General features: G+C 63.3%; 18 protein-coding genes. 8 read left to right on the top strand and 10 right to left on the bottom strand.

Going from position 1 to position 14499, the window contains the following annotated elements:
• Positions 1-7 precede the first annotated feature (7 nt).
• Positions 8-622: a GNAT family N-acetyltransferase gene (locus KUF59_RS21230; RefSeq protein WP_212459499.1), complete on the bottom strand. Its 615-nt coding sequence runs from the start codon at positions 620-622 to the stop codon at positions 8-10.
• 148 nt (positions 623-770) lie between these two features.
• Positions 771-1172: a PaaI family thioesterase gene (locus tag KUF59_RS21225; protein WP_212459498.1), complete on the bottom strand. Its 402-nt coding sequence runs from the start codon at positions 1170-1172 to the stop codon at positions 771-773.
• A gap of 119 nt (positions 1173-1291) precedes the next feature.
• Between KUF59_RS21225 and KUF59_RS21220 the strand changes: the two genes are divergently transcribed.
• The 4 genes from KUF59_RS21220 to KUF59_RS21205 all read left to right on the top strand — a co-directional run bounded on the left by KUF59_RS21220 (position 1292) and on the right by KUF59_RS21205 (position 5583).
• Positions 1292-2080 carry a cobalamin-binding protein gene (locus KUF59_RS21220; RefSeq protein WP_212459497.1) on the top strand — a complete coding sequence of 263 codons (789 nt, stop codon included), beginning with the start codon at positions 1292-1294 and terminating at the stop codon, positions 2078-2080.
• A 1010-nt stretch (positions 2081-3090) separates the two neighbouring features.
• Positions 3091-3807, top strand: coding sequence for a M48 family metalloprotease (locus KUF59_RS21215; RefSeq protein WP_258769922.1), 717 nt, complete (start codon positions 3091-3093; stop codon positions 3805-3807).
• Between the two features lie 489 nt (positions 3808-4296).
• Positions 4297-5025, top strand: coding sequence for a hypothetical protein (locus KUF59_RS21210; protein WP_212459495.1), 729 nt, complete (start codon positions 4297-4299; stop codon positions 5023-5025).
• Between the two features lie 99 nt (positions 5026-5124).
• Complete coding sequence (locus KUF59_RS21205; RefSeq protein WP_212459494.1) at positions 5125-5583, top strand: hypothetical protein; 459 nt, start codon at positions 5125-5127, stop codon at positions 5581-5583.
• Positions 5584-5689: 106 nt separating this feature from the next.
• Here KUF59_RS21205 and kynU read toward each other — a convergent pair whose 3' ends face one another.
• The 5 genes from kynU to KUF59_RS21180 all read right to left on the bottom strand — a co-directional run bounded on the left by kynU (position 5690) and on the right by KUF59_RS21180 (position 10885).
• Positions 5690-6898, bottom strand: coding sequence for a kynureninase (gene kynU / locus KUF59_RS21200; protein WP_212459493.1), 1209 nt, complete (start codon positions 6896-6898; stop codon positions 5690-5692).
• A 9-nt stretch (positions 6899-6907) separates the two neighbouring features.
• On the bottom strand, positions 6908-7747 hold the full coding sequence (gene kynA / locus KUF59_RS21195) for a tryptophan 2,3-dioxygenase (RefSeq protein WP_212459492.1): 840 nt from the start codon (positions 7745-7747) through the stop codon (positions 6908-6910).
• 32 nt (positions 7748-7779) lie between these two features.
• Positions 7780-8589, bottom strand: a complete 810-nt coding sequence (locus KUF59_RS21190) for an alpha/beta hydrolase (RefSeq protein ID WP_212459491.1) — start codon at positions 8587-8589, stop codon at positions 7780-7782.
• Between the two features lie 239 nt (positions 8590-8828).
• On the bottom strand, positions 8829-10106 hold the full coding sequence (locus KUF59_RS21185; RefSeq protein ID WP_212459490.1) for an ArgE/DapE family deacylase: 1278 nt from the start codon (positions 10104-10106) through the stop codon (positions 8829-8831).
• Positions 10107-10159: 53 nt separating this feature from the next.
• Entirely contained in the window at positions 10160-10885 is a 726-nt protein-coding gene (locus tag KUF59_RS21180) for a pyridoxamine 5'-phosphate oxidase family protein (RefSeq protein WP_212459489.1), read from the bottom strand.
• A gap of 75 nt (positions 10886-10960) precedes the next feature.
• Between KUF59_RS21180 and pdxR the strand changes: the two genes are divergently transcribed.
• Together pdxR and KUF59_RS21170 are read left to right on the top strand one after the other, a co-directional pair.
• A complete protein-coding gene (pdxR, locus tag KUF59_RS21175; RefSeq protein ID WP_212459488.1) occupies positions 10961-12424 on the top strand; it encodes a MocR-like pyridoxine biosynthesis transcription factor PdxR in 1464 nt (487 codons plus the stop codon).
• A gap of 67 nt (positions 12425-12491) precedes the next feature.
• Positions 12492-12737 (top strand): DUF6719 family protein, encoded by a 246-nt coding sequence (locus KUF59_RS21170; protein WP_212459487.1) that lies wholly within the window; start codon positions 12492-12494, stop codon positions 12735-12737.
• Positions 12738-12743: 6 nt separating this feature from the next.
• Here KUF59_RS21170 and KUF59_RS21165 read toward each other — a convergent pair whose 3' ends face one another.
• Together KUF59_RS21165 and KUF59_RS21160 are read right to left on the bottom strand one after the other, a co-directional pair.
• Entirely contained in the window at positions 12744-13109 is a 366-nt protein-coding gene (locus KUF59_RS21165) for a hypothetical protein (RefSeq protein WP_212459486.1), read from the bottom strand.
• A gap of 24 nt (positions 13110-13133) precedes the next feature.
• A complete protein-coding gene (locus tag KUF59_RS21160; protein ID WP_212459485.1) occupies positions 13134-13292 on the bottom strand; it encodes a hypothetical protein in 159 nt (52 codons plus the stop codon).
• A gap of 153 nt (positions 13293-13445) precedes the next feature.
• Between KUF59_RS21160 and KUF59_RS21155 the strand changes: the two genes are divergently transcribed.
• Together KUF59_RS21155 and KUF59_RS21150 are read left to right on the top strand one after the other, a co-directional pair.
• Positions 13446-13709 carry a hypothetical protein gene (locus tag KUF59_RS21155; protein WP_258769920.1) on the top strand — a complete coding sequence of 88 codons (264 nt, stop codon included), beginning with the start codon at positions 13446-13448 and terminating at the stop codon, positions 13707-13709.
• Positions 13706-13912: a hypothetical protein gene (locus tag KUF59_RS21150; protein ID WP_212459484.1), complete on the top strand. Its 207-nt coding sequence runs from the start codon at positions 13706-13708 to the stop codon at positions 13910-13912. Before KUF59_RS21155 ends, KUF59_RS21150 begins: the two co-directional genes overlap by 4 nt.
• 3 nt (positions 13913-13915) lie before the next feature.
• Here KUF59_RS21150 and KUF59_RS21145 read toward each other — a convergent pair whose 3' ends face one another.
• Positions 13916-14461, bottom strand: a complete 546-nt coding sequence (locus KUF59_RS21145) for a CreA family protein (protein ID WP_212459483.1) — start codon at positions 14459-14461, stop codon at positions 13916-13918.
• Between the last annotated feature and the right edge of the window lie 38 nt (positions 14462-14499).

Below are 14499 nucleotides of genomic sequence, written 5' to 3'. Positions count from 1 at the left end.
TTTTTGTTCAGGCGGCGCGGTTCGAGCCGACCATGCTGGAGAACAGCTTCCACCAGGTGGAGTTGAAGCTGAGCATCGCGCGTCCGGCCCGGAATGGCGCGGCGGCAAGCTCGGCCAGTTCGGCTTCCGGCGTCTTGGTCAGATCGATCGTGCCGGTCGATTCGCCATGACGGAACACCAGATGCGCGCCAAACTTCTTTGCGAGCGCGCGCATCGCATGATTGTCCGCGCCCGTCGTGATGCGCAGGCTCTCAAATCCCTTCCAGCGCGCTTCCGCGATCAGGCGGCGGAACAGCACGCTGCCGACGCCCTGGCGGCGCGCGGACGCTTCCACGCTGAAGGCGACTTCTGGCAGGGAATCGCCTTCCGGCGGATGCAGCTCGGCCGCGCCCCGGACAACGCCGTCGACGATGTAGGCGACGATCACGGTGCCGTCGTCCGCACAGCGGGCGGCATAACGCTCGATGAAGCTGTCGTCGAGAAAACCGTTGAAGCGGTCGTGCCGGCTTTCGGGATCGAGCCTCAGCAGATGATCGCGCAGGAGCGGAAGTTCTTCCTGCTGGATCAGGGTCCGCACATAGCCCGACACGGGCTTGGTACGGATGGTTTCGTCAAGTGCCACGTCAAAACTCCTCTTGGTGTCCCTCGAGGAGGCGTTCGAATCCCTAGGCCCCCAATATTGTGCGTCGCACCATCTTTTTCAAGACGGGAAGATGCCAAGATAGCGGCACGGGAAGTGAAATTTCGTTAACAAAATCAAAGCTCAGTAATCATACAAGGACCATCTGGGTCTGGGTGACGACAGCTACCAATTTACCATCCTCGGTCTCCAGCCGGGTCTGCCAGACCTGGGTCCGCCGGCCCCGGTGGATCGGGGTCGCAGTCGCAATCACCGTGGTTCCCTCCTTGGCGCCGCCGATGAAATTGGTCTTGCTCTCCAGCGTCGTGGTGCCTTTGGCGTCCTCAGGCAGATTGATGACAGTCGCAGCCGCACCGACGGAATCGGCCAATGCCATGATGGCCCCGCCGTGAATGGTGCGGCCAAGGGTGCAGAGCTCCGGCTTGACCGTCATCCGCGCCACTACGCGATCCTTCTCGGCCTCCACGAACTGCACGCCCTTGAGCTCGGCGAACGGCATTTTCATCGCGTGAAGTTTCTCAAGCGGCGTCATCGGTTGTCCTCCCAATCTCTTGAATGCCCAAGGTGAATTGCCAGGCGCGGCAAAGCAATGACGTCTGAGGTCATGGCCGTAATGACATGGGCGCCGACATTGAGGCATATGCTCGTCCCATGCCCCACTTCCCGCCCCGCCGCATCGTCTGCCTGACCGAGGAAACGGTGGAGACGCTGTACCTGCTTGGCGAACAGGACCGCATCGTCGGCGTCTCCGGCTATGCCGTGCGGCCGCCCCAGGTCCGCCGCGAGAAGCCGCGGGTGTCGGCCTTCATCTCTGCGGACATTCCCAAGGTCATGGCGCTGGAACCGGATCTGGTGCTCGCCTTCTCCGATCTCCAGGCCGGCATCGTCGCCGACCTCGTTCGCGCTGGTGTCGACGTGCACGTCTTCAACCAGCGCGACATCGCCGGCATTTTGGCGATGATCCGCACACTGGGGGCTCTGGTCGGACGCGCCGAGCGCGCCAGCCAACTCGCCGATGGATTTGAGAAGCGGCTGGCGCAGATCGCGGCGACGCCGCGGCCTTCACCACGGCCGCGCGTTTATTTCGAGGAATGGGATGATCCCCTGATCTCCGGCATCGGCTGGGTCTCCGAACTGATCGAGATCGCCGGCGGCGAGGATGTCTTTCCAGACCTGCGTCATCGACAAGCCGCCAAGGACCGCATCGTTACGCCCGATGCCGTGCGCGCGGCAGCGCCAGACGTGATCCTCGCGTCATGGTGCGGCAAGAAAGTCGTGCCCGACCGCATCCGCAAACGCGACGGCTGGGACCAGATCCCTGCCGTGCGCAACAACCGCATCGTCGAGATCAAGTCGCCGATCATCTTGCAGCCGGGACCGGCGGCGCTGACGGACGGACTAGATGCGATTGTCACGGCGCTGTGGGGGAAGCGCCTGTGAACGCGTCGCGCAGCGACGGCGCAGACGGAGGCATGGTGGCGAGCTTTCGCGCGAGGCTGTAACGCGATCCCCTACGTCACCGCATTGGTATTTCGAAGCCTGGCAGGACGTAGCGTCGATGGCATCAACATGATCTGCCAGTACCCCCATCTTCACGAGGTCCCTTGCGCAATGGCTATGAGTGGGAGACTTCGCTGTCTTGCTCGTAAGGGCCCAACGTTTGTGCTGGCAGAGAACAAGAGCATCGAGAGGTTCGTAAAGCCTGACACCGCTTTAGGCATCGTGCTTCTTGCTGCATCACGCCCACACAGCAACGCGCGCGAGCATGTGGACGGTTTCGCCTTCCGCTGCCGCCACGGAGGTGTCGCAAAATATCATGCACCTCGCACGAACATCGCAGGCGTGTTCTGCAACCGCCATTGATCGGTCCTGAATTGCCCGGGCTGACCTGCTTTCGCCGGTGTGGCGCCGGCCGGGCGCGATCCGACCAAACCATCGTTTATCTTGAATGGGAACCTGGTTCCTGATTAACCAGGAACGCACTCGCCGTGGTAGCGCGGATACACTCCTGTGGATTCTGTGTCTTCGGCATGGGATTGGCGTGACAACACAGCGGACGATCCCTAGCTTTTTGGAGTTGGGCGCGCATTGGGGATCGATAGGTGTTTGACGCTGGCGTAAGCCGGATGGCCTTGCGTGGTAGTCGGTCCGGACGAGATGTCGCCGGCCCCACGCCAGGCATTTCATTCGCTTTGGTACGAAGTGCACCGATGCAAATGCTGCGCATTTCACGGTGCAACACGACCGTCATCCTGGATATTTACACACCGTCCGGAGCAGCGGGTACCTTCCTGCGATGCCGTATCGAGCTGGACTCAAGACATCGGGACTTGTTTGGCCATCAGCGGCTGGCCCATCAGACTGCGAACCATCAATCGTCTGCATTGGCGATCCTTGCAATGATGTTGCTGCTTGCCGTGTGCGGCTGGATCGTCGGCGGAGCCGCGGGAATGCAGCGGGCGCTTATGGAAAGCGCGCCTCGCCCGGATGGAACGGTCATTACGCGCGAGAACATGTATCGCTGGTTCGGTGCGCGCCTGCTGTCTCACGTCGAGGTTCCGGACCTGTTTGCGATCCTGACGAAGGTCTGCAGCCGCGCCGGCCTGGTCCGATTACCCGAGCTCTATTGTCTGCCGGCACCGGGCGACATGAATGCCTATGCGCTCGGCCGACCGGAACGCAGCGCCATCGTGTTGACCGAGGGACTGCTGCGCGGCATGACGCGCCAGGAAATTGCCGGGATATTGGCCCACGAAGTTGCGCATATCCGCAACAATGACGCATGGACGATGAGCTGGGCGACAGCGTTGCGTCGCGCGATCGATTGGACATCGCTCGCTGGCCTCACACTGCTGCGGACGCGGCATCATCACGGAGGCATGACGTCAAGCCGGCCGCTGGCGACGCTGCTGAGCGCAGCTCCGACTCTCGGTCATCTCCTTGGGCTAGCGCTGTCGCGCGTTCGCGAGCTTGATGCAGATGCCACAGCGCTCGAATTGACCGGCGACTCGCGGGCGCTCGTCGCCGCACTCGAGAAATTGGAGCGCCATCATACTGGCGCTGCGCCGATGCGCGCGTCAGCGGTCGCGCATGACCCGATGCGCTTGCTTCGCAGCCATCCCGCCACTTCAGAGCGCGTCGGCACTTTGCTCAACCTCGCCTATTAGCATTCGCGTCAACGTAGGCCGATGCACATCGGAAAGATCGCTGACCAGGCAAAGAGTACTGACAAGAATCCGCGCGACTCGAAATTTGATCACCGCCAAAATATCGCCGCGCTTCCGCGAAACTATTCGGGCCTGCGTGCGTTTGCGTCCAATTCCTCACGCCGAAGAATCGGGGAGAAGTCAGCGATCAATCGCAGAGCGTCTGAGCGGACGTAAATGACTGGCCTCCAGGACGTGGCCATCAAGAAATAACAACCCGCTCCCACATCTCTCAAACGGCTTTCGTTTTGCCGCCCTAAATATTTCCATCCGCTAGTCACCTCGGGGAGCGCAGCTCGCGCGCCTCAACGAGGAAGGTGTCTTGTGGCTCCGTCTTGAGCATTTGAAATTGGCAGCTGACGGACCGCTGTTGCCATAAGGACCGCGCACGCGGACGGCTTTTCGCAGGAATTCGGGCTGAGGGCATCCACCATCGCAAGGAGGCAAGCGATGACTCATTATGACACCCTGCAGCAGAACCTCGGGCATTCCCAGTTCGGTCCGCAACAAGGGGGATGGAACGCATTCGGTTCGCAAGGCGGGCAGCCCTATGGAGGATTGGGCCAAGCAGCCTACGGGCAGCAGTACGGCGGTCAGCCGACCTTCGGCGCATCTGGCTGGGGCGCCCAACCGATGGGGTGGGGTCAGCAGTGGGGCGGACAACAACGCCAGCTTTCGCAGCAGGATGTGAGCGAGGTCGTGCGGCAGCTCGTACCGGCGCTGCCTCAAATCCTCGCCCAGGCGCAAACTCCGTTCGGAGGAATGGGCTATGCGGCCTACGGCCAGTCGCCGCGGCAGCTAAGCCCGCAGGACGTGAACGAGGTGGTGCGGCAGATCCTGCCCATCGTGCCCCAGATCGTGGGAATGCTGCAAAGCCAGCCATATATGCAGCATTCCGCCATGCACGGCGGCGCGGGTTTCGGTCAATTCGCAGGTCTTGGTCAAATCGGTCCCGGCCATCCGGCGCAGACTTGGGGGTCGCAGGCTTCTCCTGCGCAGACTTGGGGGTCGCAGTTCGGCGCGCCGCAATTCCAGGCGGCGTTCGGCGGTCCCATGGCTTTTGGCCAGCAGCGACAACTGACGCAGCAGGATGTCGCCGACATAACCCGGCAGCTGATCGGCGTCCTTCCTCAGGTCATCGGTAACCTTCAGTCTTATGGACAGCAGCGGATGATGTGACTGCAATTCGCCGCAGATCCGAGCGCAATCGGCGACCGCCGCCACAGGCGGCGGTCGCGCATGTAGCGTCTTACACGCTTCCTCTGAAGGAGAGCCCTCATGTCAGATTCCAATCCTTTTGCCACAACTGGGTCGCAGCAGCGCTCGTCCGACATTCAGCAGCTTGCAGGCCTGCTCGGCAATTTGATGCCGCTGCTCATGCGCCTACAATCGCAAGGTTTCGAGCAGTCGTTCCGGACGATGCCTGGTAACTTCCCGATCCCGAACCCGGTGCTCGATCATCAGGCTTCGGAGAACATGATCGGAGATATGCTCGCAGCAACCCTGCGCTCGCTCTCTGCCTATCTCGAGGCCAACGCTGCGCAGTATGCCGGCCTGGAACATTGCGGACCAACGGTTACCCAAGCAGCCAACCGGCTTGCCGAGCGGGACTATGCGCAGGCCTTCAACCTGATCTGGCTGTCCTATCGCGCGATCGAAACCCTCCGCGCGGCCGATCCGCGCCTTCCGTTGCCGCAACGGGCCTCCATCGATCAGACTCAATCCTCTGTCCACTAAAAAACGGAGACGACGCAATGGCCGCAAGTGGGGGCACGCTTCCGCCTTCGCTCTTCGAGCTACGGCGGACAAGTCGCTTTGCCCATCCCGCGAATCCGCATCGCCCTCACGTCACCGCATTGACGACCTGATATTCCGGCAGGCGCCAGACTTCACCGGAAATCACCTCCTCGATGCTCTCGGCCGCGCGGATGATCTCGGCCTCGCCGATATAGAGCGGCGTGATGCCGAAGCGCATGATGTCCGGCGCACGGAAATCGCCGATCACGCCGCGGGCGATCAGGGCCTGCATGGCGGCGTAGCCGCCTGCGAAGGCGAAGGACACTTGCGAGCCGCGCTGGTCGTGGGCGCGTGGCGTGACCAGTTTCAGAGACGGGCAGCGGCGTTCGACCTCGGCGATCAGGAGGTCGCCAAGCGCCAGCGAACGGGCGCGAACCTCCCTGAGGTCGACGCGATCCCAGATATCGAGCGAGGCTTCGAGCGCGGCCATCGCCAGCACCGGCGGCGTGCCCACCCGCATGCGTTCGACGCCGCCGGCCGGCGCGTAACCAAGATCAAACGCAAAGGGTTTTGCATGGCCCATCCAGCCGGAGAGCGCGGCACGCGCGCGGTCGGCATGGCGCGGCGCGACGTAGAGGAAGGCCGGCGCGCCGGGGCCGGCGTTGAGATATTTGTAGGTGCAGCCGGCGGCGAAATCCGCACCGACGCCCGAGAGATCGACTGGCAAGGCGCCGGCAGAATGCGCGAGGTCCCACACCGTGACGATGCCGAGCCCGTGCGCCTTCGCGGTCAAATCAGCCATGTCGTGGCGGCGGCCGGTGCGGTAGTCGACCTCGGTGAGATACAACACCGCGATCTCGTCGGAGAGATGCGCTTCGACATCCTCCGGCGCCGCCAGTTGCAGACGATGGCCGCGCCCAAGCGTCGCGATCAGCCCTTCTGCCATGTAGAGATCGGTCGGAAAATTGCCGGTGTCTGAGAGCACGACCTTGCGGCCCGGGTTCATGTCCAGCGCGGCCGCGAGCGCCTGATAGACCTTGAGCGACAGCGTATCGCCCATCATCACTGAGCCCACTTCCGCGCCGATCAGGCGGGCGATACGGCCGCCGACGCGGCGCGGCTGCACGTACCAGCCGGCGGTGTTCCAGGCGCGGATGAGCTCGTCGCCCCACTCTGATTTGATCACATGCACGACGCGTTCGGCGACCCCGAGCGGCAAGGCACCGAGCGAATTGCCATCGAGATAGATCACATCAGGCGGCAGATGGAAGAGCGCTCTGGTGTCGTCGTAAACGCGAAGGCGGGTCTCGGTCATGGCTACAGCTCAGAGAATGGTGCGGACGCGCCAGAGTTCTGGGAACAGCTCGATCTCCAGCATGCGCTTGAGATAGCTGACGCCGCCGGTACCGCCGGTGCCACGCTTGAAGCCGATGACGCGCTCCACCGTCGTCACGTGGTTGAAGCGCCAGCGGCGAAAGTAGTCCTCGAAGTCGACCAGCTTCTCCGCGAGTTCGTAGAGCGTCCAGTTCGACTCGGGCGCCTCGTAGACGCTGCGCCAGGCCTGCAGCACGCCCTCGTCGAAATGATGGGTCTCGCGGACGTCGCGCGCCAGCACGGTCGCGGGCATTTTGAGGCCCTTGCGGTCGGCGAGCCGCAGCACCTCGTCATAGAGACTCGGCGTGGCGAGCTCAGCCTCGAGCAGGGCCATCACCTCGGCATCATGCGCGTGCGGCTTCAGCATTGCATGGTTGCGATTGCCAAGGAGATATTCGATCAACCGGTACTGGAAGGACTGGAAGCCCGAGGACTGTCCGAGCCGCGCGCGGAAATGCGTGTACTCGCTCGGAGTCATCGTACGCAGCACGTCCCAGGCGCTGTTCAACTGCTCGAAGATGCGGGAGACGCGGGCGAGCATCTTCATCGCCGGCGACACCTCGTCGCGCGCAATCGCACGGCGGGCGGCGCTGATCTCGTGGATCGCAAGCCGCATCCACAGCTCCGAGGTCTGGTGCTGGATGATGAACAGCATCTCGTCATGCGCGTCCGAGATCGGATGCTGGGCGCCAAGCAGCGCATCGAGCTGAAGATAGTCGCCGTACGACATCTTCTTTGCGAAATCGGTCTCGGCGCCTTCGTTCGCGGGATCGTAGTCGTTGCTGGTCATGACACGTTCTCCGATCCCTGCCCCGCCCGCCGTCAGTCGAGACCAACCAGGCTTTTCGTGATGGCGGAGGATGGATCCTTCAGCCCGTCGACGACGGTGAAATGGTTATGTCCGGGCTCGACGACGAGGCGCGTCGGCACGTCAAAACCGGTCCAGACGTTCGCCATCAGCTCGGACTGGCGGATGAATTCGGGGCGCTCGCCGCCACCGACCCATGCGGTGACCGGCGATGGCCCGCGCGGCAGGTGCAGCGCCGCGCTCTCCAGCGTCGCCTCCTCCAGACTCATACGAAGCGTGTCGTTCATTTTGGTCTTCAAGAGCGGGCGCAAATCGTGCAGGCCGCTGATCGACAGCGTCGATGCGATGCGGTTGTAGACGGCAGGTTCGAGGCGGCCGTCGTCGCACAGCATGCGCGTGACGAGATGGCCGCCGGCGGAATGGCCGGCGAGCCGGATCGGACCCGCCACGCGCGCCGCCGCGGCGACAATCGCCGCGGCAATCTCGGTGGTGATATCGGAGATACGCGCGGCCGGCGTCAGCGTGTAGCTCGGCAATGCCACCGTCCAGCCATGGTACCGCGCGCCTTCAGCAAGATCGGTCCAGAACGATTTGTCGAACCGCATCCAGTAGCCGCCATGCACGAACACGGCGAGACCTTTGCTGTCTTCGTCAGGCAGGACCAGGTCGAAGCGCTGCCGCTCGCCCGCGCCATAGGCGATGTCGGGCGTGAAGGATTTGAGCGCCGCACGATAGGCCGCCGCCCGCTCCGTCCACAGTGCCGGCAGCTTGTCCGACCCCGGCACATGGGCCGAGTTGGCATAGGCATCGTCCCAATCGCGCATCGTTTTCCCTCGTGGACTCGGCGGCGGTCGGACCCAGTCTGCCACCGGCCAGGCCGCGGGAACAGTCTTTATTTTAAGCTTAAAGCATTTGGATGCGCCACTGCTTCGGTCAGACGCAGATGCCGTAGGGTGGGCAAAGCGAAGCGTGCCCACCTCTTTTTCACCGTTGAGGAAAGACGGTGGGCACGGCGCAAGAGCGCCGTTGCCCACCCTACGCAGCCCGCCATGACGGCGGAGCCCTACCCCTTCTCCACCCCGCACCACTCCGCGATGAACAGCGCGGTGGCCTTGGTCGATTTCTTCAACGACTCCAGGTCGACATATTCGTTGAAGCCGTGCATCTCCGCGCCGGTCGCACCGAAGCAGAGGCTCGGAATGTCGTAGTTGAGACCGTAGAAGCGCGTGTCGGTCAGCGCGGTGAAGACGAGGTCTTCCGCCGCGCCGCCATAGACCGCGTTGAAGGCCTTGCCGAACGCGGCCTCGGGCGCAGCCGAGTTCGTCAGCTCATAACCTTCCGACAGGAAGCCCGACCACTCCACCTCCGGCGGATTGTTGGCAAGGAAGCCGTGATTGCGGGCGGCGGCCGAGACGCAGGCCAAGATTTCCTTCTGATGGTCGGCGACCGACCAGCCCGGCAGCACCGCGATGCGGCAGTCGACCTCGCACCAGGCCGGGACGCTGGAGGCCCAGTCGCCGCCCTTGATGATGCCGGGATTGAAGTTGATGGGATGGTTGAGCGTCTTGAAGTGGCGGTCCTGCTTGGCGCGCTCGTTCCATTCGATCTCGAGCTTTTGCAGCGCCTGGATCAGATGATAGGCCGCCATGATGGCATTCGAGCCTGAGCCGGCATGCGCGACGTGAACGGGATAACCGCGCACCTTCAGGCGGAACCAGATCACGCCGACCTGCGAGCGCACCATCTTGCCGTTGGTGGGTTCCGGAATGAAGCAGGCATCGGCGCGATAGCCGCGCTGCAGGGTCGAGAGCGCGCCGACGCCGGTGCTCTCCTCCTCGATCACAGACTGGAAATGGATCCGCGCCGTCGGCTTCAAGCCCGCGGCCCTGATCGCATCCAGCGCATAGAGCGCACCGATCGTGCCGGACTTCATGTCGCAGGCGCCACGGCCGTACATCTTGCCGTCCTTGATGACCGGCGAGAATGGCGGCGTCTCCCAGAGATCGAGCGGACCCGCCGGCACTACGTCGCAGTGCCCCTGCAGGATCAGCGATTTGCCGCCGTTGCTGGTCGGCCGGTACGTGCCGACCACAGTGCGCGCCTTGGAAAAATCGTGCTCGATCGGACCGAAGCCCCGCAAATCCTTGAGGTCGTCGACGTCGATGTGCCAGTCGTCGACCTCGTAGCCGCGTTCGCACAGGAGATCGCCGATCATGTCCTGGCAGGGGCCCTCGGCACCGCGGGTGGAGGGGATCGCAACGAAATCGCTTGTGGTCGCAAGCTGGGCTTCGAAGCCGGCGTCGACGGCGTCCAAGATCCTTTGCTGCGTATCGGCATCCATGCGGCTACTCCAATCGGTCTTTTTGTTGTTTGGGAGCCGCAAGCTAGCCGATTTCATCGCGTCGGGTACTGCAGAAAATAGGCATCTCGCAATGCATCTTCGAGCAGCCGGCCCTCCGAATAGCCATTCAGCGTCTCGGGCCGCATCACGCCGGGAAGCAGACGCGAACAAGGCTCGGGCGCGCCGAGCACGGTCCGCACCGGAATACGCTCGGCGTAGATCGGCAATTCGTAGTCTTCTTCGTCGTCGGCCACCCCCTTGGCGCGGATTTTTGCCGAAGCTTCCTCGATCTCCATCGCGATGAAGGAGGTCGCCTTGATCTCCTGCGTGTTGCTCTGGCGCAGGCCCGCGGTGCGGTCCGGAAAGAAACGGTCGACCATGGCTATGACGGCGCGCTCTTTCTCTTCCACGTCGGTGACGAGATAGGCCGTACCGAAGGCCATCACCGCTCGATAATCCGCGGAGTGATTGAAGCCGCAGCGCGCCAGCACCAGGCTGTCGAGATGGGCGACGGTGAGGCAGACCCTTTGCCCGCTCGACTGGTTGCGCAGCATGCGGCTTGCGCTCGAGCCGTGCCAGTACAGCCTGGTGCCTTCGCGCCAGAAGAAGGTCGGCGTGCAATAAGGCTGGCCGTCGATCACATAGGAGACGTGGCACATCATCGAGGCGTCGAGGATGCGGTGGACGGTTTCGTGGTCGTAGAAGCCGCGATCGTGACGCCGCTTTACCTGGTTGCGCGAGGAGGTCGGATAGGACGCGAGGTTTTCACCGTCGGACACGGGATGGCTCCTGTCGAGAATTCGATCTTGAAGCCAGTTGTAGCGTCCGATTTGGTCTGCGATAGTTCCAATTCCATGCGAAAAATTTCGACCAATTCCAGACCATCGCCGGCAAAGAGTGAGCTTCCGCTCGACCTCACCGGCCCGCACGTCACGCAAGGCGCCTCCGCGGCGCATCGGCTGTACCAGGCGCTCTGCGAAATGATCGTCGGCGGCCTGGTGATGCCCGGCGAGCCGCTGCCGCCATCGCGGACGCTAGCCAAGCAGACGGGTTTTCGGCGCAATGCTGTCGTCACGGCCTATGAGCGGCTGATCGCCGACGGATTTGCGCAAGCCACCGTCGGCTCCGGCACCTTCGTCGCCGCGCGGATTCCGGCCCGTGCGAGCGAGGCGCGGAAGCCGAAGGTTGCGATCGAGGCGCCCCGGCAAGGCGCGTTCTCGCTCGGCTGCACCCATATCGACGAGCGCGCGCTGCAACGTTTTCGGGGCTTTGTCGGCCGGCGCATGCGCGCCTTTGGCGACGAACATCTGCACTATGGTGATCCCCGCGGCAGCCGTGAGCTGCGCGTCGCGATCGCCGATCACCTCTTGTCGGCCCGGGGACTGCGCTGCGATCCCGAGCAGATCATGCTGACGTCAGGCACGCTGCACGCGCTGCGCATCGTGCTGAGCGCGATCCTCAAGCCCAACGACCAGGTCTGGTGCGAAGATCCGGGCTATCCGGCGGCGCGGAAAACCATTGCACATTGCGGCTATCGCGCCGTCTCGGTGCCCGTCGACGAGCACGGCCTGCGCGTCATCAGGGGCCGTACGGCAGCGGCCACGGCGCGCGCCGCCTATGTCACGCCATCGCACCAGTTTCCACTTGGCGTGCAAATGTCGATGACGCGGCGGCTGGAGCTGCTCGACTGGGCGAAGGAAGCCGGCGCCTTCGTGCTCGAGGACGATTACGACAGCGAGTTCCGCTACGACGGCGCGCCGCTGATGTCGCTCGCCGGGATCGATCATCTCCAGCGCGTCATCTACATGGGCACCTTTGCCAAGACGCTGTTTCCGGGTCTTCGCATCGGCTATTGCGCGGTCCCCGAGCAACTGATCGGGCAGGTCGCGGCCGCGCGCGCGGCGCTCGACCGTTTTCCCGCGACACTGATGGAAGGCGCCGTCGCCGACATGCTGAACTCCGGCGCGTTCGCGCAAAACCTCAAGCGGGTGCGAAAACTCTATCGCGAGGCGCGTGATGCGCTCGCTACGACGTTACAGGATGCCTCCGACGGACATTTGTCCGTTCCCGTGCCTTCGCAGGGCCTGCATCTCGTCGCGCGGTTCGATCCGGCGGTCGAGCTCGTCGTTGCCTCGCGCGCGAAAGAGGCCGCCCGCGCCGAAGGCTGGCTGCTCGCCGACACTTTTAGCCGCACACGCCCCCTGCCCGGCTTCGTGCTGGGATTTTCGGGACATCGGGTTCCGCAACTGGTGACCGAGGCCGAAAAGCTCGCAAGGGAATCGCTCTCCGCCCTGCGCGCCAACGCGCGGCGGCGGTGACGATGGCTGACTATCAGAATCGCTGGCCGGCCCCTAGATTGCGGCATCGCTCTCGGAGCCCCGCACCATGCTTGCTGTTCGCGCGTTTTGCCTGACCACCCTGCTCGCCGCGCTCGCGACGTCACCGGCGCACGCCCAGACGGTCGGACGCGAACAGGACATTCGCAATTTGCGGCTTGGCCAGCGCGTGCTCGTCGACGACGGCACCTGCCCTGCGGGACAGGTCAAGGAAGTGCGCGGCGCGAAGATGACGGAAAGCGGCATCACCGTGACGCGCAACTGCGTGCCGCGGATCGGTCCGAAGACGAAATGACGGGAGCTATTGCTTCGCCGGATCGAACATGCACTGCAGCGTCGGCTTCGCGATCTTGGTGAAAGTCGGCCCGATCTCGCTCTGCTTGGCCGGCGGCACCCAATCGGTCTCGATGGTCGGCACGCCGGTCTCGCTGATGCCGCGCAGCAGCGCCTCGCGCAGATCGTGATCCTCGACAACGGCCGCGGCATGGTCATGCAGGCAGCCGCAAACCTCTTCCGGATGCTCCCAGCGCCCGAGCATGTGCGGCGCGCATTGGCGCACGAATTCGCCACGCGGATCCGGTAGTCGGTTGGGAGAGCGCACCTGCGCCTGGACTGAACTGATCGTCAGAAGGGAAACGAAGACCGCGGCGCAGAAACGATGAAGCATGATGGCCTGATTTTCTTGTTCTGATCAGAAGCGCGACGCCACCACGATCGCCTGGGACGGAGCGATCGGAGCGCCGTTGTAGGCGAAGGTGCCGACGCCCGGCAGCCCGCTGTCGGCCGAGCCGGCGATCGAGGAGCCGGCGATCACAAAGCCGAAGGCGAGGATGAAGCTGAGCGCGCGCATTGACTGTCTCCAGGTTCGGTCGGTCGGCTGAGCGCCGCTGTCGTTGCGGAACCTGATAACCATGGCCGGTTTCGGCCGTGATGCGCCAAAAGCCGAAAATGGTTTCATCTTTGTGAGAATTGTTTCGTCGCGCCTCTGCCGACGAAACATTAGTTGAAAAAAGCCAATCATTTCAAAGTGGCGTCGCCCCGCCCGTACGGCCAAAAATCGGTTCCCTCGCAACATCGGGGCGGTGGATACCGGGCCGTCATCTCGGAGATTCACGGCTTCATCGGCATTTTACGTTTCTGTGCGCAAAAGAAACGCAAACGAAGGCTTGGTCGCGCTGAACGGGGGATGTCTCAGCGACGACCGAAGCCTTCGAACACCAACAAGTCCGGAAAACCGGGCTGGCAGTTTGAGGGATGGCCAAAATGATGGCGGGAAAGAGCGCAACGGCGCGCGATACGGACCAATCCATGGACCGCGCCAATCCGAGATCGACCTGTTCCACCGCAATGGCGTTGCAGGCGCAGCGCGCCTACGAGGCTACGCCGCAGATGTTCGTGCGGCTGACCGGCTCGCGCCTTGCCAAGCCGCGCGCAGCAGCCGTCACGCATCGCGCGCCGGCTCACGCCTGATCGCTACTGGGTAAAATAGTCCCCGCACTTCTGAACGTTGGGGTCGGCTGCGCCCCACGGCATGATCGGCACGGTCGAGGTCGAGTTCTTCGGCGATCCCTCGATCAGCTTGTCGGAATAGACCATGTAGACCAGCACGTTGCGCTTGGCGTCGCAGCCGCGCACGATCTGCATCTTCTTGAAGAACAGCGAGCGGCGCCTGCGGAACATGTCGTCGCCCTGCTCCATCTTCTCCTTGAATTTGATGGGACCGACCTGACGGCAGGCGAGCGAGACGTCCGAGACCTCCTCGGCGAGCCCCAACCAGCCCTTGAAGCCGCCCTTTTCCGGCACCGTGAAATGGCAGGCCACCCCCTCGACCTCGGGATCGTCGAGACCATAGGTCGCAAGCTTGTCGTTCGGGCTGACCCATTTGAAGACCGTCGAGCGACGGAAGATCAGATCCGGCTCGTCCGCGGCAGACGCGGCCCCCGGCCCAGCCAGGAGCAACAGGAATAAAGCGAGGCCTTTCAAGCTGATGTGACGAAGGCCGAGGACACTGGATGACATAGAATTCTCCGGTAAGACGCCCTTCGGCATGTAGGTGT

Origin of the sequence: Bradyrhizobium arachidis (assembly GCF_024758505.1) — a bacterium.
Taxonomy (GTDB): domain Bacteria; phylum Pseudomonadota; class Alphaproteobacteria; order Rhizobiales; family Xanthobacteraceae; genus Bradyrhizobium; species Bradyrhizobium manausense_C.
Note: the sequence above shows the minus strand (reverse complement) of the source record. Positions and strands in the feature narration are given on the sequence as shown.

What these genes read in the sequence shown, in the direction of transcription:
- KUF59_RS21160 (WP_212459485.1), bottom strand. Translation starts at nt 13,292, where the DNA reads ATGCGCGCGCTCAGCTTCATCCTCGCCTTCGGCTTTGTGATCGCCGGC.
- KUF59_RS21220 (WP_212459497.1), top strand. Translation starts at nt 1,292, where the DNA reads ATGCCCCACTTCCCGCCCCGCCGCATCGTCTGCCTGACCGAGGAAACG.
- KUF59_RS21190 (WP_212459491.1), bottom strand. Translation starts at nt 8,589, where the DNA reads ATGCGCGATTGGGACGATGCCTATGCCAACTCGGCCCATGTGCCGGGG.
- KUF59_RS21170 (WP_212459487.1), top strand. Translation starts at nt 12,492, where the DNA reads ATGCTTGCTGTTCGCGCGTTTTGCCTGACCACCCTGCTCGCCGCGCTC.
- KUF59_RS21215 (WP_258769922.1), top strand. Translation starts at nt 3,091, where the DNA reads ATGCAGCGGGCGCTTATGGAAAGCGCGCCTCGCCCGGATGGAACGGTC.
- KUF59_RS21165 (WP_212459486.1), bottom strand. Translation starts at nt 13,109, where the DNA reads ATGCTTCATCGTTTCTGCGCCGCGGTCTTCGTTTCCCTTCTGACGATC.
- kynA (WP_212459492.1), bottom strand. Translation starts at nt 7,747, where the DNA reads ATGACCAGCAACGACTACGATCCCGCGAACGAAGGCGCCGAGACCGAT.
- KUF59_RS21210 (WP_212459495.1), top strand. Translation starts at nt 4,297, where the DNA reads ATGACTCATTATGACACCCTGCAGCAGAACCTCGGGCATTCCCAGTTC.
- KUF59_RS21205 (WP_212459494.1), top strand. Translation starts at nt 5,125, where the DNA reads ATGTCAGATTCCAATCCTTTTGCCACAACTGGGTCGCAGCAGCGCTCG.
- KUF59_RS21185 (WP_212459490.1), bottom strand. Translation starts at nt 10,106, where the DNA reads ATGGATGCCGATACGCAGCAAAGGATCTTGGACGCCGTCGACGCCGGC.
- KUF59_RS21145 (WP_212459483.1), bottom strand. Translation starts at nt 14,461, where the DNA reads ATGTCATCCAGTGTCCTCGGCCTTCGTCACATCAGCTTGAAAGGCCTC.
- pdxR (WP_212459488.1), top strand. Translation starts at nt 10,961, where the DNA reads ATGCGAAAAATTTCGACCAATTCCAGACCATCGCCGGCAAAGAGTGAG.
- kynU (WP_212459493.1), bottom strand. Translation starts at nt 6,898, where the DNA reads ATGACCGAGACCCGCCTTCGCGTTTACGACGACACCAGAGCGCTCTTC.
- KUF59_RS21225 (WP_212459498.1), bottom strand. Translation starts at nt 1,172, where the DNA reads ATGACGCCGCTTGAGAAACTTCACGCGATGAAAATGCCGTTCGCCGAG.
- KUF59_RS21150 (WP_212459484.1), top strand. Translation starts at nt 13,706, where the DNA reads ATGATGGCGGGAAAGAGCGCAACGGCGCGCGATACGGACCAATCCATG.